This window comes from Enterobacter sp. DSM 30060 (genome assembly GCF_013375955.1).
Lineage (GTDB): Bacteria > Pseudomonadota > Gammaproteobacteria > Enterobacterales > Enterobacteriaceae > Enterobacter > Enterobacter intestinihominis.
On sequence record NZ_CP056118.1, the window covers coordinates 4,643,730 to 4,666,930 of the forward strand.

General features: G+C 53.3%; 24 protein-coding genes, 3 tRNA genes and 2 pseudogenes. 11 read left to right on the forward strand and 18 right to left on the reverse strand.

The features are described from left to right. The first annotated feature begins 41 nt into the window (after window positions 1-41). The 5 genes from HWQ15_RS22140 to HWQ15_RS22160 all read left to right on the forward strand — a co-directional run bounded on the left by HWQ15_RS22140 (window position 42) and on the right by HWQ15_RS22160 (window position 4,461). A complete protein-coding gene (locus HWQ15_RS22140; protein ID WP_003859667.1) occupies window positions 42-956 on the forward strand; it encodes a branched-chain amino acid ABC transporter permease in 915 nt (304 codons plus the stop codon). 11 nt (window positions 957-967) lie between these two features. Continuing rightward, on the forward strand, window positions 968-2,242 hold the full coding sequence (gene livM, locus HWQ15_RS22145; RefSeq protein WP_176587413.1) for a high-affinity branched-chain amino acid ABC transporter permease LivM: 1,275 nt from the start codon (window positions 968-970) through the stop codon (window positions 2,240-2,242). Beyond that, complete coding sequence (locus HWQ15_RS22150) at window positions 2,239-3,114, forward strand: ATP-binding cassette domain-containing protein (RefSeq protein WP_023300474.1); 876 nt, start codon at window positions 2,239-2,241, stop codon at window positions 3,112-3,114. The genes livM and HWQ15_RS22150 overlap by 4 nt, the downstream gene beginning before the upstream one ends. Beyond that, on the forward strand, window positions 3,111-3,827 hold the full coding sequence (locus HWQ15_RS22155) for an ABC transporter ATP-binding protein (RefSeq protein WP_032671299.1): 717 nt from the start codon (window positions 3,111-3,113) through the stop codon (window positions 3,825-3,827). Before HWQ15_RS22150 ends, HWQ15_RS22155 begins: the two co-directional genes overlap by 4 nt. Window positions 3,828-3,990: 163 nt before the next feature. Continuing rightward, complete coding sequence (locus HWQ15_RS22160) at window positions 3,991-4,461, forward strand: hypothetical protein (RefSeq protein WP_063148560.1); 471 nt, start codon at window positions 3,991-3,993, stop codon at window positions 4,459-4,461. A gap of 5 nt (window positions 4,462-4,466) precedes the next feature. On the opposite strand, the gene HWQ15_RS22165 is transcribed toward HWQ15_RS22160, so the two are convergent. After that, complete coding sequence (locus tag HWQ15_RS22165; RefSeq protein ID WP_063148559.1) at window positions 4,467-5,393, reverse strand: LysR substrate-binding domain-containing protein; 927 nt, start codon at window positions 5,391-5,393, stop codon at window positions 4,467-4,469. Between the two features lie 353 nt (window positions 5,394-5,746). After that, a pseudogene (locus HWQ15_RS23505) lies at window positions 5,747-5,893 on the reverse strand (hypothetical protein); the annotation flags it as partial. 93 nt (window positions 5,894-5,986) lie between these two features. Here HWQ15_RS23505 and HWQ15_RS23385 point away from each other — a divergent pair. After that, window positions 5,987-6,118 (forward strand): annotated as a pseudogene (locus tag HWQ15_RS23385) (integrase); the annotation flags it as partial. Between the two features lie 126 nt (window positions 6,119-6,244). Here HWQ15_RS23385 and HWQ15_RS22170 read toward each other — a convergent pair. From HWQ15_RS22170 to uvrY, 6 genes are all read right to left on the reverse strand, one after another. Then, window positions 6,245-6,331, reverse strand: a tRNA-Leu gene (locus tag HWQ15_RS22170). A gap of 11 nt (window positions 6,332-6,342) precedes the next feature. Further along, window positions 6,343-6,416, reverse strand: a tRNA-Cys gene (locus HWQ15_RS22175). A 51-nt stretch (window positions 6,417-6,467) separates the two neighbouring features. Next, window positions 6,468-6,543: transfer RNA gene (locus HWQ15_RS22180), tRNA-Gly, on the reverse strand. Between the two features lie 163 nt (window positions 6,544-6,706). Then, window positions 6,707-7,255 (reverse strand): CDP-diacylglycerol--glycerol-3-phosphate 3-phosphatidyltransferase, encoded by a 549-nt coding sequence (pgsA, locus tag HWQ15_RS22185; RefSeq protein WP_003859652.1) that lies wholly within the window; start codon window positions 7,253-7,255, stop codon window positions 6,707-6,709. 56 nt (window positions 7,256-7,311) lie between these two features. Further along, window positions 7,312-9,144 (reverse strand): excinuclease ABC subunit UvrC, encoded by a 1,833-nt coding sequence (gene uvrC, locus HWQ15_RS22190; RefSeq protein ID WP_022648536.1) that lies wholly within the window; start codon window positions 9,142-9,144, stop codon window positions 7,312-7,314. Further along, window positions 9,141-9,797 carry a UvrY/SirA/GacA family response regulator transcription factor gene (gene uvrY / locus HWQ15_RS22195; RefSeq protein ID WP_017384478.1) on the reverse strand — a complete coding sequence of 219 codons (657 nt, stop codon included), beginning with the start codon at window positions 9,795-9,797 and terminating at the stop codon, window positions 9,141-9,143. Before uvrY ends, uvrC begins: the two co-directional genes overlap by 4 nt. A gap of 465 nt (window positions 9,798-10,262) precedes the next feature. On the opposite strand from uvrY, the gene HWQ15_RS22200 reads away from it, so the two are divergent. Next, complete coding sequence (locus HWQ15_RS22200) at window positions 10,263-10,487, forward strand: DUF2594 family protein (protein ID WP_003859644.1); 225 nt, start codon at window positions 10,263-10,265, stop codon at window positions 10,485-10,487. Between the two features lie 64 nt (window positions 10,488-10,551). Here the strand turns inward: HWQ15_RS22200 and sdiA are convergent, their stop codons facing one another. From sdiA to HWQ15_RS22240, 8 genes are all read right to left on the reverse strand, one after another. Then, entirely contained in the window at window positions 10,552-11,274 is a 723-nt protein-coding gene (gene sdiA / locus HWQ15_RS22205; protein WP_032622448.1) for a transcriptional regulator SdiA, read from the reverse strand. 223 nt (window positions 11,275-11,497) lie between these two features. After that, window positions 11,498-12,250, reverse strand: coding sequence for an L-cystine ABC transporter ATP-binding protein TcyN (tcyN, locus tag HWQ15_RS22210; protein WP_023300479.1), 753 nt, complete (start codon window positions 12,248-12,250; stop codon window positions 11,498-11,500). Continuing rightward, complete coding sequence (gene tcyL / locus HWQ15_RS22215; protein WP_003859632.1) at window positions 12,247-12,915, reverse strand: cystine ABC transporter permease; 669 nt, start codon at window positions 12,913-12,915, stop codon at window positions 12,247-12,249. The genes tcyN and tcyL overlap by 4 nt, the downstream gene beginning before the upstream one ends. A 21-nt stretch (window positions 12,916-12,936) precedes the next feature. After that, the gene (gene dcyD / locus HWQ15_RS22220; RefSeq protein WP_022648541.1) at window positions 12,937-13,923 is read right to left on the reverse strand and encodes a D-cysteine desulfhydrase; all 987 of its coding nucleotides are present in this window, start codon (window positions 13,921-13,923) and stop codon (window positions 12,937-12,939) included. A 103-nt stretch (window positions 13,924-14,026) separates the two neighbouring features. Continuing rightward, on the reverse strand, window positions 14,027-14,827 hold the full coding sequence (gene tcyJ / locus HWQ15_RS22225; RefSeq protein WP_023300481.1) for a cystine ABC transporter substrate-binding protein: 801 nt from the start codon (window positions 14,825-14,827) through the stop codon (window positions 14,027-14,029). 86 nt (window positions 14,828-14,913) lie between these two features. Beyond that, the gene (gene fliZ, locus HWQ15_RS22230) at window positions 14,914-15,465 is read right to left on the reverse strand and encodes a flagella biosynthesis regulatory protein FliZ (RefSeq protein ID WP_023300482.1); all 552 of its coding nucleotides are present in this window, start codon (window positions 15,463-15,465) and stop codon (window positions 14,914-14,916) included. A 54-nt stretch (window positions 15,466-15,519) separates the two neighbouring features. Next, window positions 15,520-16,239 (reverse strand): RNA polymerase sigma factor FliA, encoded by a 720-nt coding sequence (locus tag HWQ15_RS22235; RefSeq protein WP_003859623.1) that lies wholly within the window; start codon window positions 16,237-16,239, stop codon window positions 15,520-15,522. A 163-nt stretch (window positions 16,240-16,402) separates the two neighbouring features. Continuing rightward, complete coding sequence (locus HWQ15_RS22240; protein ID WP_023300483.1) at window positions 16,403-17,728, reverse strand: FliC/FljB family flagellin; 1,326 nt, start codon at window positions 17,726-17,728, stop codon at window positions 16,403-16,405. Window positions 17,729-17,997: 269 nt separating this feature from the next. Between HWQ15_RS22240 and fliD the strand changes: the two genes are divergently transcribed. From fliD to amyA, 4 genes are all read left to right on the forward strand, one after another. Further along, window positions 17,998-19,410: a flagellar filament capping protein FliD gene (gene fliD / locus HWQ15_RS22245; RefSeq protein ID WP_176587414.1), complete on the forward strand. Its 1,413-nt coding sequence runs from the start codon at window positions 17,998-18,000 to the stop codon at window positions 19,408-19,410. Window positions 19,411-19,440: 30 nt separating this feature from the next. Then, entirely contained in the window at window positions 19,441-19,851 is a 411-nt protein-coding gene (gene fliS, locus HWQ15_RS22250) for a flagellar export chaperone FliS (RefSeq protein ID WP_063148558.1), read from the forward strand. Then, window positions 19,851-20,222 carry a flagella biosynthesis regulatory protein FliT gene (fliT, locus tag HWQ15_RS22255; protein WP_006811148.1) on the forward strand — a complete coding sequence of 124 codons (372 nt, stop codon included), beginning with the start codon at window positions 19,851-19,853 and terminating at the stop codon, window positions 20,220-20,222. Before fliS ends, fliT begins: the two co-directional genes overlap by 1 nt. Before the next feature lie 98 nt (window positions 20,223-20,320). Continuing rightward, entirely contained in the window at window positions 20,321-21,808 is a 1,488-nt protein-coding gene (gene amyA / locus HWQ15_RS22260; RefSeq protein WP_058677600.1) for an alpha-amylase, read from the forward strand. A 506-nt stretch (window positions 21,809-22,314) separates the two neighbouring features. On the opposite strand, the gene yedD is transcribed toward amyA, so the two are convergent. Both yedD and fliE read right to left on the reverse strand, forming a co-directional pair. Beyond that, window positions 22,315-22,728, reverse strand: coding sequence for a lipoprotein YedD (yedD, locus tag HWQ15_RS22265; RefSeq protein ID WP_022648547.1), 414 nt, complete (start codon window positions 22,726-22,728; stop codon window positions 22,315-22,317). A gap of 75 nt (window positions 22,729-22,803) precedes the next feature. Next, window positions 22,804-23,118 carry a flagellar hook-basal body complex protein FliE gene (fliE, locus tag HWQ15_RS22270; protein WP_045308593.1) on the reverse strand — a complete coding sequence of 105 codons (315 nt, stop codon included), beginning with the start codon at window positions 23,116-23,118 and terminating at the stop codon, window positions 22,804-22,806. Between the last annotated feature and the right edge of the window lie 83 nt (window positions 23,119-23,201).

Genomic DNA, 23,201 nt, shown 5'->3' on the forward strand with positions numbered 1-23,201 from the left:
GGTCTGACTGTCGGCGTAACCCTTTATTCAGGTGCGCGACCATGAGTACATTCTTCCTGCAACAATTAATTAATGGCTTAACGCTGGGTTCGGTCTATGGTCTTATCGCCATCGGCTACACCATGGTGTACGGCATCATCGGTATGATCAATTTCGCCCACGGCGAAGTGTATATGATCTCCGCCTATCTCTCGGCCATTGGCCTGGCCCTGCTGGCGTTTTTTGGACTCCACTCCTTTCCGCTGCTGATCCTGGGAACCCTGGTTTTCACCATCGTGGTCACCGGCGTTTATGGCTGGACGATTGAGCGCATCGCCTATAAGCCGCTACGCAATTCGACGCGTCTGGCGCCGCTGATTTCGGCCATCGGGATGTCGTTGATACTGCAAAACTACGTCCAGCTCAGCCAGGGCCCACGGCAGCAGGGCGTACCGACCATGCTGGATGGCGTGCTGCGTTTTCACCTCGGCGAAGGGTTTGTCCAGATAACCTATACCAAAGTCTTTATTCTCATCGCCTCGTTCGCGGGCATGCTGGTGCTGACCTGGATTATCAACCGTACCCGCTTAGGGCGCATGTGCCGTGCGGTGCAGCAGGATCGTAAGATGGCCTCCATTTTGGGTATCAACACCGACAGAATTATTTCGCTGGTGTTTGTTATCGGCGCAGCCATGGCCGGGCTGGCGGGCGTGCTGATCACCATGAATTACGGCACCTTTGATTTTTACGTCGGGTTCGTTATCGGCATCAAGGCCTTTACGGCGGCGGTGCTGGGCGGCATCGGCTCTCTGCCCGGTGCGATGCTTGGCGGGCTGATTCTGGGCGTCGCAGAAGCGCAATTCTCCGGGATGGTGAACTCGGATTATAAAGACGTGTTCTCGTTTGGATTGCTGGTATTAATCCTGATCTTCCGTCCTCAGGGGCTGCTGGGCCGCCCTGTCGTGGCTAAAGTGTAAGGAACAACGCGATGACCTCTGACGGCTTTTCCCTGAAGCGCTGCATTCTGGACGTGATTTTTTCCGGAATGATCGCCCTGATTATTTTCGGCCCGATTGCGGGCGTGATACTGGATGGTTACAGCTTTAACTTTGAAGGCCAGCGGCTGGCGTGGATTGTAGGCACGGTGATGCTGGGACGCTTTTTGCTGAGCGCCTTTTCAGCTACGGCGGCCGGAAGACGTTTACAGGCGCGGTTTGAATCCGACAATGCGGGGGTGTATGTCCGGCCACCGGCGTATAAAAGCCGCATGCGCTGGATCATTCCGCTGATTGTCACGCTGGCGATCTGCTTCCCGTTTGTGGCCACAAAATACGTTCTGACGGTCGCTATACTCGGACTGATCTACGTCCTGCTCGGTCTTGGGCTGAACATTGTCGTTGGCCTGGCAGGGCTGCTGGATCTGGGTTATGTCGCCTTCTATGCCATCGGCGCTTACGGACTGGCGCTCGGGTATCAGTATCTGGGGCTTGGGTTCTGGAGCATGCTGCCGCTGGCGGCGCTAATGGCTGCGGGCGCGGGCGCCCTGCTCGGCTTTCCGGTGTTGCGCATGGACGGGGATTATCTCGCCATCGTCACGCTCGGGTTTGGCGAGATCATCCGCCTGGTGCTGAACAACTGGCTCACCTTTACCGGCGGGCCTAACGGCGTTTCAGCCCCTGCTCCGACCTTTTTTGGCCTGGAGTTTGGCCGACGCGCCAAAGAAGGTGGCATCCCCTTCCACGAGTTCTTCGGCCTGACCTATAACCCCAACATGAAGTTTATTTTCATCTATGCGGTACTGTTCCTGGTAGTCATGCTGGTGCTGTACATTAAACACCGGCTGACCCGAATGCCCATTGGACGCGCGTGGGAAGCGCTCCGTGAGGATGAGATTGCCTGCCGTTCCATGGGGCTCAACCACGTTCTGGTCAAACTCTCGGCCTTCACCCTGGGCGCATCGACGGCAGGTATCGCCGGGGTGTTTTTTGCCACCTGGCAGGGGTTTGTTAACCCCACCTCTTTCACCTTTTTTGAATCGGCCCTCATCCTCGCGATTGTGGTCCTGGGCGGGATGGGCTCCACCGTCGGCGTCGTTCTGGCCGCCTTTGTGCTGACCGTCACGCCGGAACTGCTGCGCAGCTTTGCGGAATACCGCGTGCTACTGTTTGGCATGCTGATGGTGGTGATGATGATCTGGCGTCCTCGCGGTCTGATCCGCATCAACCGCAGCGGATTTGCCGTGCGTAAAGGAGTGGCGCCATGAACGCAACGATTTTGCGTGTTGAACATCTGATGATGCACTTCGGCGGGATCAAGGCCTTAAACGACGTCAATCTTGAGGTGCAGCGCGGCTCTATTACTGCACTCATTGGGCCTAACGGCGCGGGAAAAACAACCGTCTTTAACTGCCTGACCGGTTTCTACCGGGCCTCCGGCGGCAACATTCTGTTCAATGCACGAAATAAAACTACCAATGTCATTCAGGTGCTCGGCCAGAAACTCCAGCCGGGCGACTGGCTCAGCCCGGCGCAGCTTGGTCAACGCCTGTTCTATAAGATGTTTGGCGGCACGCATCTGGTGAACCGCGCGGGTCTTGCGCGCACGTTTCAGAACATCCGCCTGTTCCGCGAGATGTCCGTTGTGGAAAACCTGCTGGTGGCACAGCACATGCGCGTCAATCGCAATCTGCTGGCGGGGGTGCTGAACACCCCTGCGTATCGTCGGGCAGAGAACGAGGCGCTGGACCGGGCGTTTTACTGGCTGGAGGTGGTGGATCTGGTGGATTGCGCGAACCGTCTGGCCGGGGAAATGTCCTATGGCCAGCAACGACGCCTCGAAATCGCCCGCGCCATGTGCACCGGCCCGGAGATGATTTGTCTCGATGAACCTGCTGCCGGTCTGAACCCGGTGGAGACGCACAAGCTGAGCGAGATCATCCGGTTCCTGCGCGACCACCACGACATCACGGTTTTGCTGATCGAGCATGATATGGGGATGGTGATGGGCATTTCAGATGACATCATTGTGCTCGATCACGGCGATGTTATTGCCAGAGGTAAACCGGCTGAGATCCAGCACAATGAAAAAGTGATTGCCGCGTATCTGGGCACCGACGAAACCGAGGTAAATCTGTGAGCGCACCGATGCTTCAATTTCATAATGTGGACGTTTTTTACGGGGTGATCCAGGCGTTGAAGCAGGTTTCACTTGAGGTAAACAAAGGGGAAACCGTGGCCCTGATTGGCGCTAACGGCGCGGGGAAGTCAACATTACTGATGTCTGTCTTTGGTCAGCCCCGGATCCGCAACGGGCAGATCCTCTTCTGCGGCGAGGATATCAGCCACAAATCCACCCACTATGTTGCCACCGGCGGCATCGCGCAGGCACCTGAGGGACGACGCATTTTCCCGGATATGTCTGTAGAAGAGAACCTGCTGATGGGGACAATCCCCGTCGGCAATCAGCATGCAGCTGAAGATATGCAAAGCATGTTCGACCTCTTCCCTCGCCTCAAGGAGCGGCGTAATCAGCGGGCGATGACGCTTTCCGGCGGTGAACAGCAGATGCTGGCTATTGCCCGGGCGCTGATGAGCCGTCCTAAACTTCTGCTGCTGGATGAACCCAGCCTCGGCCTCGCACCCATCGTGGTTAAACAGATCTTCCATACGCTGCGCGAACTGGCCCGTAACGGAATGACGATTTTTCTGGTCGAGCAGAATGCCCACCACGCGCTGAAGTTGTCCGACCGCGGCTATGTGATGGTTAACGGCCAGATTCGGTTAAGCGGCAGCGGCGAGGCGTTGCTGAAGGATCCGGAGGTGAGAAAGGCGTACCTGGGCGGCGTGTGAAGCCTGGAGGCTATAGTGAGAAAAACTCACAATGATTGCCATTATTAATCGTTTTTCTGATGCGACCGCATTCAAATATCATCTTCACGACCCGCCTTTGCGCGGGTCGATAAAACGTTCAGCCGCAAACTGAATAATAATGATAAGAGGATCCGGGGCAAATATGACACTTGATGCGTTATATCAGTTAATGAAAACTGTATTACCACCTGACACCGATTCAGCCGATGATTTACAGGATTTTATGGCCATGCTTATGGCTAAGAAACATCACTCAGAGGCTCTGTCACCGTTTTCGCAGCGCGTATACATGCTGTCCGTTGCCCATCGCGACCCTAAGCAAGCGGCTGCGCTGATTTCAGCCTGTCATCCTGAAGCAGGAAAGCCCCTTCCGCTGCTCGACTTCTCCGGCTGGCCGCACGTGCGCTACGCCACGTCGGGTGAATTACAGACGCCTGAGACTGAAGGATATTTTCACAGGATTTCGTCTGCCGCCACGATATTACGCGGTGCAATTATTGACGCTGAGCAGCAGAAAAACACGCCAGCATTTTATATTCTGGATAAGGTACTCAGCCTGAACAGCGCTTTGCCAGAACGCTATAAAAAGATGGCAAACATCTCTTACTCATAACGGTATTAATAAACCCGGCTTTCATTGTATTCCAGGTAATCGATATCCAGAGCTGGAACGACCGGGGTATGGTTTTGCAGCCAGCCCAGAAGGTGCTGGATGCTCTCTCTTTTGAGCGAATTTTTTGGCCAGACGAGGTAGTAACCATCTCCCGTCGCGATAGCTTCCCTGAACGGCAGGCCCAGCAGGCCGCTTTTCAGGGCATCAAGCGTGAGATGCAGGTCGGCGATAGCGATGCCGTGCCCGTTCATCGCGGCGATACTTCCCTGTTCAAGGGTATCAAACACCATGCCGCTGCTCATATCGAGCCCCGGAAACAATCCTGTTCTTCGCAGCCAGCGCCGCCAGTCACGTCTGTCCGGTGAAGGATGGATCAAATCGCATTGCGGAAGCCGCTGCCGGGCCGGTTCGATAAGCGATGGGGTGCAAACCGGGATAAGCCATTCATGAAAAAGCAGCTGGCTTTCCGTTGTCTCACCAAAACGGCCATTACCGAGAAGGATGGCGCAGTCGTATGGCTCAAGATTGAAATCAACGGTGTCAATGTCCATCCAGACGCTGGCAATCTCCACCTGCGGTTTTGGATGGTTGTTGCGAAAAGATCGCAGCACGTCGAGAAGCCATCTCATGGTCAGGGTGCTGGGTGTTTTTAACCGCAGCAGATGGTTTTCACTACGGAATGCCCGGCAGGCCCATTCAATGCTCGTGAAGCTTTCGTTCAGCTGTCCGGCAAGCACTCGCCCGGCTTCAGTGACCTCCACGCGAGGACCTTGCCTTTTGAAAAGCTCGCAGTCGAACCACAGTTCAAGGGTACGGACATGTCTGCTGACCGCGCCCGGCGTAATATTGAGCGTTTCAGCGGCTTTACTGAAGGAGTTCAACCGCGCAGCAACTTCAAACGCACGCAGTGCATACAATGGCGGTAAAGACATAGCATCCCTTAAATGAAAAATTCATTATGCTAAAACTTGTTACGGGGCAATGCCAGCAAGTAAATTATGGAGAAAAACAATGAGCCCCAATATACCGAGTCATAGCGATAGGGGTCAAAATCTATATGCAAAAAGCTGCTGACAAACTCGTAGCCATTGGCAAAGATGTTTATCTGAACGGCTGCAATAGCGATTACAAACACCCTATACGCGATAAATAGCGGGTATTTATGCAGCCTGTTAACTTTTAGTTTGCCGAGATAAGCAAGAGAAAATTGCAATAGATACAATAAAATAGGCCACGGCAGGCCAAACAGGTGGATGAAGCGAAAATTCTAACTCTTGAGACATAATCAATTCTCTTTTGCTATCTGGTACATCTGCCAACCCGTAATGCTCCCACTGGTCAAATCCAGCGCCATTGCGGTTTTAGATGCCTCTTGCCAGCCTCTGATATAATCGTGGAATAAACTCCAGGACCTCTCTCTGGGACCCAAAACTTTTCTGCCCGCACCATATGCCGATAAAGAGAGATCAACGACGCCATAGACTAAGTCAGCCTAGTTATTACCATAACCTAACTTCGTAGCAGCAAATCTAAAGGGATATCGGATCTGGAAGGAACGCTTAACGAAAAACAGGGAAACGCTGGTCATAAAAACGCGTCACAGACAGCACGTTATGATAGAAAAATTCCTATAGTTCCGGTAGTCGGAGGGCAGTAATGCCCTCTTTTTATGGTGGAGCCGAATGGCGAAAGAATGGCGAATGGCGAAAATTAGGCAATAAAAAACCACCTTTCGGTGGTTTACACGACACTGCTTATCATTGATTTTATTCTAGTTTTCCCATGGTAGCCGGAGTGGGACTTGAACCCACACAGCGCGAACGCCGAGGGATTTTAAATCCCTTGTGTCTACCGATTCCACCATCCGGCCAGGGAAGAAAGTGGAGGCGCGTTCCGGAGTCGAACCGGACTAGACGGATTTGCAATCCGCTACATAACCGCTTTGCTAACGCGCCTTAAATCTTTTGTCTTTCGACCTGCACCCGCAAACTGCCGATGCATTAATCTGGAGCGGGAAACGAGACTCGAACTCGCGACCCCGACCTTGGCAAGGTCGTGCTCTACCAACTGAGCTATTCCCGCATGTTATCAAGTAACTATTTAACGACTTGCTAAGCACTTGATTTCATTATCGTCCGGCTTACTGTGCCGCCGTTCGATGCGTTGCATTCTACTGATATGACGTTATGAGTCAACGTTATTTTTTGCATCTCAGGATCGTTTGCTGAAAATTAAGCCGAAACGATCACTGTTCAAGCAAATCACCGCGCGCAGCGTTCAAATATTGCAACATTGACCACAATGTCAGCACCGCCGCAACCCACAGCAGACCAATACCGGCCCACTCTACCCAGGCATTCGGACGCCACAGCATCCACACCAGCGCCGCCATCTGCGCAGTGGTTTTAACTTTACCGATCCAGGACACCGCCACGCTGCTGCGTTTACCCAGCTCCGCCATCCACTCGCGCAGGGCAGAGATAATAATCTCACGGCCAATCATGGTCGCGGCAGGCAGCGTCACCCACCAGGTATGATAATGTTCCGCCACCAGCACCATCGCGATTGCCACCATCACCTTATCCGCAACCGGATCGAGGAATGCGCCAAAGCGGGTACTCTGGTTCCAGCGACGCGCCAGATAACCGTCAAACCAGTCCGTCACGGCGGCAATCAGGAAAATAAGCGCACAGGCAAAAGGCGCCCAGACGACCGGCAGGTAAAATGCCAGGACGAAGAAAGGAATGAGCACAACGCGAAAGAGAGTAAGCAACGTAGGGATATTAAATCGCATGATGACGGTAACTGTCTGTTGTCAGTAAAATTTAGCTCTATGTTGCTACAGAGCCCTCAATGTTTCAACGAGTAGTAGATCTTTTCTGCCAGCCCTTGCGAAATACCCGGCACTTTTGCAATTTCTTCCATACTGGCGTTGAGTAATCCTTGCAATCCGCCCATATACTTCAACAGCATCTGGCGACGTTTTGGCCCGACGCCTTCAATCGTCTCAAGGGTACTGGTATTTTTCACTTTCGCCCGTTTTTTGCGGTGTCCGCTAATGGCATGATCGTGCGACTCATCTCGGATGTGCTGGATCACGTGCAGTGCAGGGGAATCTGGCGGCAGGCTAAAGCCCTCGCCTTCCGGCTCAAAGAACAGCGTTTCCAGGCCAGCCTTACGATCTGCCCCTTTCGCTACCCCTAGCAGCAGCGGATGGTTCTTATCCCACTCCACGTCGAGCGATTCGAATACCGCCTTCGCCTGCCCCAACTGCCCTTTCCCGCCGTCGATAAGGATAACGTCCGGGATTTTGCTCTCTTCAATCGCTTTACCATAGCGACGACGCAGCACCTGATTCATGGCGGCATAATCGTCACCGGGCGTAATGCCGGTGATGTTATAGCGACGATACTCTGCCCGCAGTGGGCCATTGGCATCAAAGACCACACACGACGCCACGGTCTGCTCACCCATCGTATGGCTGATGTCGAAGCATTCCATGCGTTTCACTTCCGGCAGCTTGAGCAGCGCAGCAAGCGCGGTTAAACGTTGGCTGACGGTCGATTGCTGGGAAAGTTTGGTGGTCAGCGCCGTGGCGGCATTGGTTCGCGCCAGCTTCAGATAACGCGCACGATCGCCGCGCGGTTTCGTCTGGACATTCACCCGGCGACCTGCCAGCTCTGAAAGTGAGTCCGCCAGCAGGGTTTTATCGTCCAGCGTGAAGTCGAGCAGGATCTCCGAGGGCAGCGTACGCATCTGGCTGCCCTGCAAATAAAACTGGCCGACAAAGGTCTCCACCACTTCACCCATCTCAGTCCCGCCCGGCACTTTCGGGAAGTAACTGCGGCTGCCGAGCACTTTGCCCTGACGAATAAACAGCACGTGGACGCAGGCCAGGCCGGCGTCAAAGGCAACGCCGATGACATCGAGGTCGTCGCCCGTATTGGAAACAAACTGCTTCTCGGTCACCCTGCGCACCGCCTGGATCTGGTCGCGGATGCGTGCGGCCTCCTCAAATTCCAGCGCCGCGCTGGCTTTTTCCATGCGGGTAATCAGTTGCGTCAGCACCTGATCGTCTTTCCCTGCTAAAAACAGGCGGACATATTCCACCTGCTGCGCGTACTCTTCTTCGCTCACCAGCCCTTCAACGCACGGCCCCAGGCAGCGGCCAATCTGATATTGCAGGCATGGCCGGGAGCGGTTGCGATAAACGCTGTTTTCGCACTGGCGAACAGGGAAGATTTTTTGCAAAAGCGCCAGCGTTTCCCGCACGGCATAACCATTCGGGAAGGGGCCGAAATATTCACCTTTCGCATGCTTAGCGCCACGATGCATCGCCAGCCGCGGGTGCGTGTCGCCGCTCAGGAAGATAAACGGATAGGACTTGTCATCACGCAGCAGAACGTTGTAGCGCGGCTGATACAACTTAATGTAGTTGTGCTCAAGGAGCAGCGCTTCCGTTTCCGTGTGCGTTACGGTGACATCAATGTTGTGTATAAGTGCGACCAGCGCTTCGGTTTTACGGGAGGCAAGGTTGCTGCGGAAATAACTTGAAAGGCGTTTCTTCAGATCTTTCGCCTTACCGACATAGATAACCGTACCGCCAGCATCATACATCCGGTAGACGCCTGGCTGGCTGGTGACGGTTTTCAGAAATGCTTTTGAATCGAACGCTTCACTCACTGACTTATTAACGACTCCGCATTGCACAAACCATGGCGAATGGCCAGGTGAGTCAGTTCGACATCACCGTGAATGTTCAGTTTACTGAACATCCGATAGCGATAGCTGTTGACCGTTTTCGGGCTGAGATTCAACTGCTCAGAAATCTCATTCACCTTCTGACCTTTAGTGATCATCAGCATAATCTGCAATTCGCGCTCAGACAAACTGGCAAACGGAGATTCCGTTTTTTCCGGTTCAATCTGACTCAACGCCATCTGTTGAGCAATATCAGAAGCGATATAGCGCTGCCCTGCGTGAACGGTGCGGATCGCATTGACGACTTCCTGCGGTGCAGCACCTTTACTGAGATACCCCGCAGCCCCCGCCTGCATGACCCTGGCGGGCAGCGGATTTTCGGTATGGACGGTCAGCATGATGACTTTGGTATCAACGAACATGCGCGCGATTTTGCGCGTGGCTTCAAGCCCGCCAATACCGGGCATGTTCATATCCATCAGCACCACGTCTGCGGAGTTCGCGCGACACCATTTGACGGCATCTTCGCCACAGCACGCCTCGCCGGCTACTTTAATACCCTTTATATCTTCAAGAATGCGTCGTATCCCTGCGCGCACCAGTTCGTGGTCATCAACAAGAAGGACGTTGATCAAAGGAAATGTCTCCAGAATAGGGATAACGCTACTGACTGCTAATTGGGTTTATATTAACGGTTTTCCATGCAAGATTAAAACGCTAAAAAATCGGCTATACGATTCGGGTCTCGTTTTTGGAAATTAGGCTGTACAGCAAGTGGAAAGAAAACCCATGTGTAGTGGGCTTTACCGCTATTTTTTTAGCACCAGCATTCAAAAAGCCACCAAAACATTTGTTAACGTAAACTAAAAAATGCTCTCATTTTTTTGTAACAACAATTAACGGATGGCGTACCGGCGATAAACATTTAATTGTCGCTAACATATTGGGCAGATTACCTTCATAATCCGCACCGGCCAATAATCAATACGCGTAAAAGTATAAAAAACAACCACTGCATTTTTTGCCGCAGCTTGTGGTATACTCCGCCGCCTTAACTTTCATCGTCGCGCTCATGCGCTGTTTTATAATGAGGAAAATAAATGAGCACACCTGAATTTGCCACTGCCGAGAATAACCAGGAACTGGCACAGGAAGTAAACTGCCTGAAGTCGCTGCTGACGCTTATGCTACAGGCGATGGGCCAGGCTGATGCTGGACGTGTGATCATTAAAATGGAAAAACAGATCGCGCAGATGGAAGATCAGGCGGAATCCGCTGTTTTTGCCAATACAGTTAAGCAAATTAAACAAGCCTACCGCCAGTAACAAAAAAGGCTGGATGCAATGCATTCAGCCTTTTCCTCGTCTGACACGCAGAACGTGATATCAGTCAGATAAGCCCAGTCGCCGCGGCATAACACGCTATCTGGATCTTATTCGGCGCGTTGAATTTCTTCTGCATATTCTTCTGATGGAAGTTGACGGTATTTTCCGAGATGGAAAGAATGATGGCGATTTCTGCCGACGTCTTCCCTTCTGCGGTCCACTTCAGAATTTCCCGTTCACGCTTGCTGAATTTCATTTCCGGCGGCATCACCGTCTCATGTTCAAAGCGCAACAGTGTAGTGAGCGCCATCTGAACCAGCATTTGTAAACGCAGCTCAATTTCTTCACTGGATATCGAGTGTGCCTGTAAGCTAGTACATGACACGGAGAGGAATCCGAGCGCATGATTTGGCAGCATCAGACACTGGGTTATTCCCTTACGTAAACCGTGGTCCCGCGCGCCGTCCCATAATTGCTGGGCATCCGTGAATAATTCATCCGTCCAGGGCAAATGACCCTGAATGAAATTCTCCGGCTTCAGTACCGGGTCAATGGCGAAATAATTCTCGGATTGATATTGCGCCATCCATTGTTGCGGATAACTGGAATGGACGGATGTTCGCGGGCGGGTAAATGGCACAGGGTGTCGAACACAAAGCGCATAATAATCGAATTCAAGCGCCTGCGTTTGTCGCTGAAGTTCCTGATATACCTCGTCAGCACAGGTCATTTCCTGAAACCGGAGGACGCATTCCCGTCGCCAGGTGAAAAAGTCTATATCCCTCATACTTGCCGAATGAAGCCTCTGATAAAGATAATCATTATTATGGTGAATATAACCTAACACATAAAGCAGGATCATTTATATAAAATATCGACCACAGACGGATTATCTTTAATTTGGCGATGGCTTATCCACATCGGGTGGAATAAAAAATCAACAAAACTGAATTTATGGGAGGATAATTTGCTCCAGAAGTGACATCTGGAGCAAATTGAGCGTGAAAATGCTACTGCATTAAGAATTTTTCAAGGAACTGGCGGGTTCGAGGCTGCTGAGGTTTGGCAAAAAGCGCCTTAGCTGGCCCCTGCTCTACTATTCGCCCCTGATCCATGAAAATTGCCCGATCGGCAACGTCGCGAGCGAAGCTCATTTCATGCGTCACAATCACCATCGTGCGTTTTTCCTGCGCCAGCTGTCGGATAGTGTTAAGCACTTCCCCGACCAGCTCAGGATCGAGTGCGGATGTGGGTTCGTCGAACAGGATCACATCCGGGCGCATCGCCAGCGCGCGCGCAATGGCGACACGCTGCTGCTGTCCGCCAGATAACCGACGCGGATAGCTCGTCTCCTTCCCGGCCAGGCCAACCTTCGCCAGCAGCTCGCGGGCGCGGGCCGTCGCGTCTTCCTTTGGTTCACCCTTTACGATGACCGGGCCTTCAATAATATTTTCCAGCACCGTACGGTGCGGAAAGAGATTAAAGCTCTGGAATACGAAGCCAACATGCTGACGCAGGCGGCGAATGAGCCCTTTTTGCTGGCTGATGGGTTTCCCGGTATCAATGGTGATATCGCCCACGCGGATCGTCCCGCCTTCGGGCTGCTCAAGCAAATTAATGCTGCGCAACAGCGTGGTTTTCCCTGACCCACTCGGGCCGATAATTGCCACCACTTCGCCCTGCTCAACCTCAAGGTCGATGCCGTGCAGCACCGTTTGCCCGTGGAATTTTTTCACCAGGTTTTTGACGTCAATTGCACTCATTTTGGATCTCGCTCCTGGCGGTTAAGCTGGTTTTCAAAATAGTTTTGCAGGGCGGACAGCACCGTCGCCATCACCCAGTAAATCAGCGAGGCCGCCAGATACATGGTAAACACTTCCAGCGTGCGCGAGGTGATCAGCTGCGCCTGACGGAACAGCTCCGGCACCTGAATGGTCGCCGCAAGCGAGGTGTCTTTCACCAGGCTGATAAAGCTGTTGCTCAGCGGAGGTAGCGCCACGCGCGCCGCCTGGGGCAGGATCGCCCGGCGCAGGGTCTGCCACGGGGTCATCCCGATACTGGCCGCCGCTTCCCACTGTCCTTTATCGATGGACGAGATCGCCGCACGCAGCGTTTCAGAGGTGTACGCCGCCGTATTCAGCGACAGGCCAATCATCGCCGCCGGGATCGGATCCAGCTCGATACCGAACTGGGGCAGCCCGTAGTAAATCATAAACAGCTGGGCGATAAGCGGCGTTCCGCGAAACACGGAGATGTAAAACCGCGCCAGCCACCGCACCGGCCATATGTTCGACATGCGCATCAGTGCCAGCACAAACCCGAGCACCAGCCCGAAGAACATCCCGCCGATACTGAGCTGTAAAGTAAACACCGCGCCCTTAAGCAAGAACGGCAGCGAATCAATAACCAGTTGAATACTTTCTTGCATTATTATTTTTCTACCTGATTTTTAGACATGGGGATGATAGGCAAACAGCGCAGGCGCCCCGCCAGTATGAACAAACAAAATGGGTCCTTCATCCTTAAAGCGCTTGCGGGCGATGCCGTCGATAAGGCCCGCCATCGCCTTACCGGTATAGACAGGGTCAAGCAGAATACCTTCGAGGCGGGCCAGCAGCTTAACGGCCTCCATCCCTTCATCATTGGGGGTGCCATAACCCGGCGCGAAGTAGTCATCCCACAGCAATATTTCCGCCTTCGCCTGAAGCGCAAGCTGTTCTGCCACCGCCTGTTGCAGGGTGACGACTTTCGGCTTTTGATCCGCAACGCTTCTGGAAACCGTCACGCCAATCAACTCTACGTCCGGCATCAGTTGCTCAAGCCCGACCGCTAAACCGGCATGGGTACCCGCGCTGCCGGACGCCACTACCACCGAGGACAAACTCACCGCGCCTTCGCACTGCTGGGCGATTTCCAGCGCGCTCTCAACATAGCCGAGAGCACCCAGCGCATTCGAGCCGCCAACCGGGATGACGTACGGACGAAAGCCCTGCGCTTCCAGGCGCGTCGCCAGTTCATCAAGCTGTGCAGCCGGGTCGGTCAACGCGTCAACCATTTCAACCTGCACGTTGAACAGATCCAGCATCAGGCGGTTACCGTTAGTCAGGTAATTCTCTGCCTGCGTGCCAATCGGGTTCTCCAGCAGGGCTACGCAGTGAAGGCCCAGCTTCGCCGCCACTGCCGCCGTCTGGCGAACGTGGTTAGACTGAATTGCCCCGGCGGTGATCAGCGTATCCGCGCCCTCGCGCAGGGCATCGGCGGCGAGAAATTCCAGCTTGCGCAGCTTATTCCCGCCCATCGCCATGGGCGTCACATCGTCACGCTTAATGAAAATATCGCGCCCCAGATAGTCAGAAAATCGCGGCAGATACTCCAGCGGCGTGGGTGCGCCGATAAATTCCAGACGGGGAAAGCGCGTTAAATTCTGTAGTGACATGGTTCCTCCGGTCACGCAAACAATTGTTATTTCATTATGCACGCAGACGCGCGAGAAATAAAAAAGGCGCTTTTAAAAGCGCCTTTTTTTGTCGGTCAGAGACTTATTTCGTCACGTCTGCGCCGAACCACTTCTCAGAAAGCGCCTTCAGGCTGCCGTCTTTCTGCATTTCAGCAATGGCAGCATCAATGGCTTTCAGCAGATCCTCGTTACCTTTACGCACCGCCACGCCGGACTCCTGACGGGAGAACGCATCGCCCGCGACGGCCAGGGTATTGTTGGTTTTCTTCACCAGATCCAGCGCTGCCAGGCGGTCAACCAGAATGGCGTCGATACGGCCTACGCGCAGATCCTGGTATTTCGTCGGGTCATCATCATAGGTGCGGATGTCCACGCCCTGCACGTTCTGGCGCAGCCACTCTTCGTAGTTGGTGCCCAGACCGACGCCGACTTTCTTACCTTTCAGATCCGCGGCGGATTTGATGCTGCCTTCGTTACCTTTCTTCACCAGCGCCTGGATACCGGACACGGTGTACGGCGTAGAGAAGTCATACTTCTTCTTACGCTCGTCAGAAATGGTCACCTGGTTAATCACCACGTCGATACGTTTGGAATCCAGTGACGCCAGCATACCATCCCATTTGGTCGGTTTCAGGGAGGCTTTGACGCCGAGATGCTTGGCCAGCTCTTGCGCAAACTCCACTTCAAAACCGGTCAGCTTACCGTCGTCGCCCTGGAAGCTGAACGGAGGATAGGTTCCTTCCAGCCCAACCAGCAGCGTGCCGCGCTCTTTGACTTTGTTGAGCAGATTATCTGCCGCGAACGTTTTCACGCTCATCCCCGCGACCAGCGCAACGGCCATCATCCCCATCAGCGCCTGACGACCCAGAACTGCTAATTTCATAAGTACTCCGATACAGTGGAATTTTTGAGTAGTGTAGAGAAATCGCCTGCAACGTCAAAGGCGGCTGCGCTACATCTTATTCTTTTTTAATATATATCAGAAGTTGTTCCGGCGTGGACTTTCTGCTTTATGACGCCCGGCATCTGGACTTTATATTGCGCGTACTTTCGCAGCGCGATGCGGTAATTGTTGGTACTGGTGGCGGGCAGCCAGGGCTCCAGATTTTCATCCAGGTATCCGGTCGTCAGCAGATCGCGGGAGATATTTTGCATGGTCAAATGCTGACCCAGGCGGCGCAGGCGAACCACGTATTCACGCACGGTGCCGTGACTCATCTCCGTTTGTTCAAACAGGAATTGCTTGAAGCCGATAATATCGAAGAAGTCGCTTTGCTCTTTGCAGTGGAGATCGCCACAGAAACGGCAAAGCGCTACCCACTCTTTTTGCTCTTCAAGCCAGGCGGCTTCATCCATCAGCGTGTCGAGGCGGGAAATCGCAATCTTATTCACGATTTCACCGCGACGAACCAGCGTGATGCGGTCGAGTAATTTTTTACAGTGGGCGCAATGCGTCTGGCTGTGTTTAAAGTCTTTCAGGTAGCGGCTTAAAGGCCGTCTTTTAGATTGCTGCACCGTCATGATAACTCCTGGTTGTCAATACGTTGTGCGGCATTTCCAAGGCGAATGACTCACCTATAACTTACCCAGTTTTGTGCGCAGGCGTTTAATGGCCTGGCTGTGCAGCTGGCTCACCCGTGACTCGCCCACCTCCAGCACGGCGCCAATCTCTTTGAGATTGAGCTCTTCCTGGTAATAGAGGGTTAACACCAGTTGCTCACGTTCCGGTAAAGCTTCAATCGCTTCCATCACGCGCTGGCGTAAATTCCCTTCCAGTAAGTGGTGTAACGGGTTTTCTTGCTGATGTTCATCCGTCACCAGCTCGATGCTATCGCCATGCTCTTCGCGCCACTCATCATAAGAGAAGAGTTGGCTGTTATTAGTATCGAGCAACATCTGGCGATACTCTTCAACAGGAATGCCCAGACGCTCCGCCACTTCGGTTTCCGTCGCGTTGCGCCCCAGTTCCTGTTCCAGCTGCCCCATCGCATGCGCCACTTCGCGCGCGTTGCGGCGAACGCTGCGCGGCACCCAGTCGCGGCTGCGCAGCTCGTCCAGCATCGCACCACGAATACGCTGCACTGCGTAAGTCGTAAATGCCGTTCCTTGCAGAGCGTCGTACCGGTCAACTGCATTCAATAACCCGATACCGCCCGCCTGTAGCAGATCGTCCAGTTCCACGCTCGCCGGCAAACGCACCTGGAGGCGCAATGCTTCGTGACGCACCAGCGGAACATAACGCTGCCACAGCGAGTGTTTATCCATTACACCTTCAGCGGTATAGAGTGAATTCACGATAAACAGCCCTGCGTTAGTTGAGTTATCGGCATGATTATCCGATTCTGGAGGGGTTTTAATCGGGTGAATAGTGGGTGAAATGAGGGGTTATTTGGGGGGTTACGCTTGTGCGTGGATAGAAAAAACCCCGCCGAAGCGGGGTTTAAGCGTAATCAGGCGATTAGCCTTGCAGCAGAGACAGAACCTGCTGAGGAACCTGGTTAGCTTTGGACAGCACGGAGTTACCGGCCTGCTGAACGATCTGCGCTTTAGACATGTTGGACACTTCGGTCGCATAGTCGGCGTCCTGAATACGGGACTGCGCTTCAGACAGGTTGGTGGTGGTGTTGTTCAGGTTGGTAACCGCAGAGCTCAGGCGGTTCTGTACCGCACCCAGAGAAGAACGGAATTTGTCTACGGACGCGATAGCTTTGTCCAGCAGAGCCAGTGGATTATTTGTAGAAGCACCAGCGAACTCAGTAGTTGCAGCAGTAGTACCATTTTGGCTAAGCTCGATCTTGGCCTGGTTACCTGTACCACCATCAATTGTTACAGAGGTAGCTGCTGCCGCTGCATCCGCACCATTGGCATTTGTTAATGAGTTATTTGCAACGTAATTTTTACCTTGTACAGTTACAAAGCCCACTGCATTGTTATCAGCATCAGCACCGACCTGAACCAGGCTACCAGTCTGCGTTGCGTCAGCAACACCATTTGCCTTGTCATTATATGTAACGTCTGCTTTGTTCAGTTTGACTGTGCCATCCTGAGCAACAGAAGCTGCATAGCTCTTATCGCCATACTGAACAACATAGGTAGAAGTCGCATTACCGCCTTTAGTTACGTTATGCAGAGAAACAGCAGAAGCATCAGTGATGTTCAGGTCAGTCAGAACAGACGCGTCCATCTTCACAGCGATTGGCGCACCAGCACCATTCGGGAGTTGGGTAATCGCTTCGCCAGTTTCCAGCGCGTTTTTAGAAACGGAGAATCCGTTCAGACCTAAAGTTGAAGAGTCAATTTTCTGCAAGTCGATGGAAATAGTCTGACCATCGTTCGCACCAACCTGAATCTTCATGGTACCGTCTTTAGCCAGCACGTTCACGCCGTTGAACTGAGTCTGACCGGATACGCGGTCGATTTCAGACAGGCGGGATTTGATTTCGTCCTGGATTGAAGACAGGTCAGAATCAGAGTTAGTACCGGTAGTTGCCTGAACGGTCAGTTCACGAACACGCTGCAGGTTGTTGTTGATTTCAGACAGCGCGCCTTCAGTGGTCTGTGCCAGAGAGATACCGTCGTTAGCGTTACGTGCAGCCTGAGTCAGACCTTTGATGTTAGAGGTGAAGCGGTTAGCGATAGCCTGGCCCGCAGCGTCATCTTTCGCGCTGTTGATACGCAGACCAGAAGACAGACGCTCGATAGAAGAAGACAGAGCAGACTGGTTCTTGTTGATGTTGTTCTGAGTGATCAGCGAGAGGCTGTTGGTATTAATGACTTGTGCCATGATTTCGATTCCTGTTGTTCATCAAATCTGTTTGGTTAGATTTGGGTTTCCACCCTTCGGCTTCATCGCCGTCAAAGGTGTTATCGTCTGGTCCAAACCAACCTTTAGATTTTTTTTCAGGATCGCGTTAATTTTTTTAGCCACGGAAAAGCTCTTCTCTATTACCGTTATTCCCGCCATTAAAAAAAAGAAATTAACCGTAAACTTTCCCCCATAAAAGCCGATAACCCCACTATTCGTTCTACGTGTCGATAGATTAAGGAATAAATATGGCAAGTATTTCATCATTGGGGATCGGTTCGGGTCTTAAGTTAGCAGACATTCTGGATAGTCTGACCACGGCCGAAAAAGCACAGTTGACGCCGATAACCAAACAACAGTCATCTTATACCGCCAAGCTTAGCGCTTACGGCACGTTGAAGAGTTCGCTGGAAGCGTTTCAGACTGCAAACACCGCGCTGAATAAAGCCGACCTGTTTACGGCGACCAGCACGTCGAGTAGCTCCACGGCATTCAGCGCCACCACTACCGGCAGCGCGATTGCCGGTAAATACACCATCAGCGTGTCGCAGCTGGCGCAGGCGCAAACCCTGACGACCAAAAACGCACAGCCGGATACCAAAACGGCCATTGCCACGGCTGACAGCAAGATCACCTTTACCGCCGGAAACGGTAAAGATCCGGTGACCATCGATATCAGCGCGGCAAATTCCTCGCTGACCGGCATTCGCGATGCGATTAACAAAGCTGACGCCGGCGTGACCGCCAGTATTATTAACGTCGGTAATGGTCAATATCGTCTGTCCATCACCTCCACCGAAACCGGAGCGGACAACGCGGTCAGCATCAGCGTAAGCGGCGATAGCGCCCAGCAATCCTTTATGGGTTACAACGGCACCAGCACCGATGCCAGCAACGGTATGATGGAAAGCGTTACCGCGCAAAACGCGAAGCTGAAGGTGAATAACGTAGATATCGAAAACAGCAGCAACACCATTAGCGATGCGCTGGAAGATATCACCCTGAACCTGAACGACGTCACCACCGGTAACCAGACGCTGACGATTACTAAAGATACGTCTAAAGCGGAAACGGCGATGAAAGCCTGGGTGGATGCCTACAACACCCTTCAGGACAGCTTTGCATCGTTAACCAAATATACGGCGGTTGATGCGGGCACAGATGCGCAGGATTCCAGCAACGGCGCCCTGCTCGGAGACACTACGCTGCGTACTATCCAGACGCAGCTGAAAACCATGCTGAGCAACACCGTCGGCGGAACCGCCTATAAAACGCTGTCTCAGGTTGGCATTACCTCAGATCCAAGCACGGGCAAGCTGGAGCTGAGCAGCGAAAAGCTGAAAAAAGCGCTGACGGATAACCCGTCTGCGGTGAAAGATCTGGTTGTAGGTGACGGAAAAACCACCGGGATCACCACCACCATGGCCACCCATCTGACTGACTGGCTTTCCAGTAAAGGCATTATCCAGGCAGCCAAAGATGGCGTCAGCAAAACGCTGAACAAGTTAACGGATCAATATAACGCCGTGAGCGAACGTATTGATGCAAGAGTGGCGCAGTACAAAGCCCAGTTTACCCAGCTGGACGTACTGATGACCTCGCTGAACAACACCAGCAGCTACCTGACGCAGCAGTTCGAAAATACGTCCAGCAACAAGTAGTAAACGCTAATCAGACCCGAGGGGGATAACATGTACGGCGCAAAAGGCACGCAGGCCTACGCAAAGATAGAAGTTGAAAGCGCGGTGATGAGCGCCAGCCAGCAGCAGCTGGTAATCATGCTATTTGATGGAGCCCTCAGCGCGCTGGTACGCGCGCGTCTGTTCCTGGCAGACGGTAATATCCCGGCAAAAGGGCTGGCGCTCTCAAAAGCCATCAACATTATCGAAAACGGGCTGAAGGTGGGCCTGGTGGAAAATAACGATGATGAGCTTACGCAAAACCTGATTGCCCTTTATGCCTATATGGTACGTCGCCTCCTGCACGCCAATGTGAATAACGACGCCAGCGCCATCGAAGAGGTGGAAAACCTGCTGCGCAATATCGCTGACGGGTGGAAGGAGGTTGCCGGTACGCCACAACTGATGCAGGACGCCGTCTAATGAGTAACGCACCGCAACTTTATGCCCTTTATCAGCAACTCCTTGAGCAGAGCCAGTTGATGTTGCGACTGGCGCGGCAGGGACTATGGGATGATCTAATCATCTGTGAAACCGACTATGTTAATGCGGTGCACTCACTGGCTCGTCTCACTCAGGAAAGTGAACCTTCGATGCAGATTCAGGAGCAGCTTCGCCCGACGCTGCGGGTGATCCTGGACAACGAAGGCCAGGTAAAAACATTGCTGCAAGCCAGAATGGATGAGCTGGCGAAGCTGGTTGGGCAATCCTCCATCCAGAAAACCGTTCTCTCCACCTACGGTAACCAGGGCGGTCATGTCCTTGTTCCGCAAAGTAATAGCGATATTAATTAGCCATTTAACTGGCGGGCAAGCGTTAACCGTTTCGTTCGCCAGGCATTTCTGCCAAACCTGCTCCATACTTGAATTTCGCGACCTCATGGAGATGGTGCATGCGCAACCCAACACTTTTACAATGTTTTCACTGGTACTACCCCACCGGCGGTGAATTGTGGCGAGAAGTCACGGCATTAGCCCCTAACCTGAACGAAATCGGCATCAATATGGTCTGGTTACCCCCGGCCTACAAAGGCGCATCCGGCGGCTATTCCGTCGGGTATGACTCTTATGACCTTTTCGACCTCGGTGAGTTTGACCAGAAAGGTAGCGTCGCCACCAAATACGGCGATAAAGCCCAGCTGCTGGAGGCCATCAACGCCTTAAAAAGTAACCAGATTGCGGTGCTTCTGGACGTGGTGGTCAACCATAAAATGGGGGCCGATGAAAAGGAACCCGTCCGCGTGCAACGCGTGGATGCTCAGGATCGCACCCAAATCAGCGATGAGATCATCGAATGTGAAGCCTGGACGCGCTACACCTTCCCCGTTCGGGCCGGGCAGTATTCGCAGTTCATCTGGGATTACAAATGCTTTAGCGGTATCGACCACATTGAAAATCCCAGTGAGGACGGTATCTTCAAAATCGTTAACGACTACACCGGCGAAGGCTGGAACGATCAGGTCGACGACGAGATGGGCAATTTCGATTACCTGATGGGTGAAAATATTGATTTTCGCAACCACGCGGTGACGGAGGAGATCAAATACTGGGCGCGCTGGGTGATGGAGCAAACCCACTGCGACGGCTTCCGCCTGGACGCGGTAAAACACATTCCGGCCTGGTTCTATAAAGAGTGGATTGAACATGTCCAGGAGGTGGCCCCGCAGTCGCTATTTATTGTGGCGGAATACTGGTCTCACGAAGTGGATAAATTGCAGCAATACATCAATCAGGTGGACGGCAAAACCATGTTGTTTGACGCGCCGCTGCAAATGAAATTTCACGAAGCGTCACGCCAGGGACGCGACTACGATATGAGCCAGATTTTCACCGGTACGCTGGTGGAAGCCGATCCGTTCCATGCCGTAACGCTGGTGGCCAACCATGACACCCAGCCCTTGCAGGCGCTGGAAGCCCCGGTTGAAGCCTGGTTCAAACCGCTGGCCTACGCGCTCATCCTGCTGCGTGAAAACGGCGTGCCGAGCGTGTTCTACCCGGATCTTTTTGGCGCCAGCTATGACGACACTGGCGGGGATGGTGAGACGTATCACATTGATATGCCGGTGATTGAACAGCTCCACGAGCTGATCCTCGCCCGGCAGCGTTTTGCCCACGGCGTGCAAACCCTCTTTTTCGATCATCCAAACTGCATTGCGTTTAGCCGCAGCGGGACAGAGGAGCACCCGGGCTGTGTGGTGGTGCTGTCGAATGGTGATAACGGTGAGAAGACGATCTGCCTCGGCGAGAATTACGGCAATAAGACCTGGCGTGATTTTTTAGGCAACCGCGAGGAAACCGTGACCACGGCGGCGGATGGCGAAGGGACGTTCTTCTGTAACGGGGGAAGCGTCAGCGTCTGGGTGATTGAAGACGCGCTGTAGTACGGGAAAGGTGCGGCCTGATGCCCTCACCCCGACCCTCTCCCACAGGGAGAGATATCCCCAGTAATTTGAAAGCAGAAGCAATAACGTTGCCTTCATAATAACTGAGGACTTTCAGCAATGCCCTGGTCCGGCTGTAAATCGCCGAAGCGTTTCCGTAAGGCCGGGGCGAGGCGCAGGGAAGCGCCGAGAGGGCGTGGCCTGCATGGATGCAGGCTCATGCCCGACCCGATAGCCTGAAGGAAAAAGCTGAGGGTACCGCGAAGCGGCGATTTTCCGCCGGGAGCCCGGGTCGCCAGGGTGGTGGCGACTGAGCCACCCTGGCACGTTCACCGCTCATGTCGCTACAGAGTAGCAAGGAACATAAAGTGAACGGAATGACCACCAGAGCCGTATGTTCCCCCTCACCCCAGCCCTCTCCCTCCAGGGAGAGGGGGCCGACGGTGAAGGCATTATTTTGTGGAGATCCCTCAGACCACGGGTAGAGGGCGCAAACTCCAAAACGGTTACGGAAGCTTACTCTCCAGCGGATTCTTGCTCAGGTAATCTGCGCATTCCACCGTTGGGCGGTCAACCTTGTACAGTTCCATGCCGTCATACTCCAGCGCCGCCCCATCACGATCGAGCGGATAGACGTCTCGTTTTTCGGTCACGTTATAATAATCATCTGAACGCAGCATGATCTTACCAGGCACCGCGATAACGCGCTGCCACTGACGGCAGTCCAGGGTATCACCCTCTGGCGTCACCACCAGCGTGGCAATCGCCTCCGGGCTCACCATCGCGCTCTGCGGCCCTTTCGACTGCCAGTAACCTGCCAGATGCGAAGGTGCCGGATGCTTAACCACTTCCTGATAGTTTTCGACCTGAACGCATCCCGCTAACGTCAGCATTGCAGCCACAATTGCTACTTTTTTCATCATCTTTCCTGCATGCGAAGAAAAAAATATTGTGGCATTAAAGCCATCAGGCTGCCAGCGTAAGATTGGAAGGTTTCACACCTGCATCGACATCACGTCCTGATACGCCGACACCAGCTTGTTACGCACCTGCAACCCCATCTGCAATGACACCGACGCTTTTTGCAGATCGGCCATCACATCGTTGAGCGCCACGCCGGGTTCACCGAGGGTAAATCTCTCAGCCTGGGTACGGGCCGTGTTTTGCTTATCGCTGATCCGGTCCAGCGCCGCATGCAGTTGACCGGCGAAGCTAATGCCCTGCGGCTGGTCAGTTACGCTCTGATTACGGGCGGTCATCGCCGTTGCCTGTAACTGACTGAGTACCCCTTCAATGCCCTGTATAGCCATGACTCTCCCCTGGATGGTTTTTTACGAGGTCAAGACTAACAGCTTGTCAATAAGATAATGGCGGTAAATAGCGTTAAAAAACC

What these genes read in the sequence shown, in the direction of transcription:
- fliT (WP_006811148.1), top strand. Translation starts at nt 19,851, where the DNA reads ATGAGTAACGCACCGCAACTTTATGCCCTTTATCAGCAACTCCTTGAG.
- tcyN (WP_023300479.1), bottom strand. Translation starts at nt 12,250, where the DNA reads ATGAGTGCAATTGACGTCAAAAACCTGGTGAAAAAATTCCACGGGCAA.
- HWQ15_RS22150 (WP_023300474.1), top strand. Translation starts at nt 2,239, where the DNA reads ATGAACGCAACGATTTTGCGTGTTGAACATCTGATGATGCACTTCGGC.
- HWQ15_RS22160 (WP_063148560.1), top strand. Translation starts at nt 3,991, where the DNA reads ATGACACTTGATGCGTTATATCAGTTAATGAAAACTGTATTACCACCT.
- dcyD (WP_022648541.1), bottom strand. Translation starts at nt 13,923, where the DNA reads ATGTCACTACAGAATTTAACGCGCTTTCCCCGTCTGGAATTTATCGGC.
- HWQ15_RS22240 (WP_023300483.1), bottom strand. Translation starts at nt 17,728, where the DNA reads ATGGCACAAGTCATTAATACCAACAGCCTCTCGCTGATCACTCAGAAC.
- fliZ (WP_023300482.1), bottom strand. Translation starts at nt 15,465, where the DNA reads ATGACGGTGCAGCAATCTAAAAGACGGCCTTTAAGCCGCTACCTGAAA.
- tcyL (WP_003859632.1), bottom strand. Translation starts at nt 12,915, where the DNA reads ATGCAAGAAAGTATTCAACTGGTTATTGATTCGCTGCCGTTCTTGCTT.
- HWQ15_RS22140 (WP_003859667.1), top strand. Translation starts at nt 42, where the DNA reads ATGAGTACATTCTTCCTGCAACAATTAATTAATGGCTTAACGCTGGGT.
- pgsA (WP_003859652.1), bottom strand. Translation starts at nt 7,255, where the DNA reads ATGCGATTTAATATCCCTACGTTGCTTACTCTCTTTCGCGTTGTGCTC.
- yedD (WP_022648547.1), bottom strand. Translation starts at nt 22,728, where the DNA reads ATGAAAAAAGTAGCAATTGTGGCTGCAATGCTGACGTTAGCGGGATGC.
- HWQ15_RS22165 (WP_063148559.1), bottom strand. Translation starts at nt 5,393, where the DNA reads ATGTCTTTACCGCCATTGTATGCACTGCGTGCGTTTGAAGTTGCTGCG.
- sdiA (WP_032622448.1), bottom strand. Translation starts at nt 11,274, where the DNA reads ATGAGGGATATAGACTTTTTCACCTGGCGACGGGAATGCGTCCTCCGG.
- fliD (WP_176587414.1), top strand. Translation starts at nt 17,998, where the DNA reads ATGGCAAGTATTTCATCATTGGGGATCGGTTCGGGTCTTAAGTTAGCA.
- amyA (WP_058677600.1), top strand. Translation starts at nt 20,321, where the DNA reads ATGCGCAACCCAACACTTTTACAATGTTTTCACTGGTACTACCCCACC.
- HWQ15_RS22200 (WP_003859644.1), top strand. Translation starts at nt 10,263, where the DNA reads ATGAGCACACCTGAATTTGCCACTGCCGAGAATAACCAGGAACTGGCA.
- livM (WP_176587413.1), top strand. Translation starts at nt 968, where the DNA reads ATGACCTCTGACGGCTTTTCCCTGAAGCGCTGCATTCTGGACGTGATT.
- fliS (WP_063148558.1), top strand. Translation starts at nt 19,441, where the DNA reads ATGTACGGCGCAAAAGGCACGCAGGCCTACGCAAAGATAGAAGTTGAA.
- tcyJ (WP_023300481.1), bottom strand. Translation starts at nt 14,827, where the DNA reads ATGAAATTAGCAGTTCTGGGTCGTCAGGCGCTGATGGGGATGATGGCC.
- fliE (WP_045308593.1), bottom strand. Translation starts at nt 23,118, where the DNA reads ATGGCTATACAGGGCATTGAAGGGGTACTCAGTCAGTTACAGGCAACG.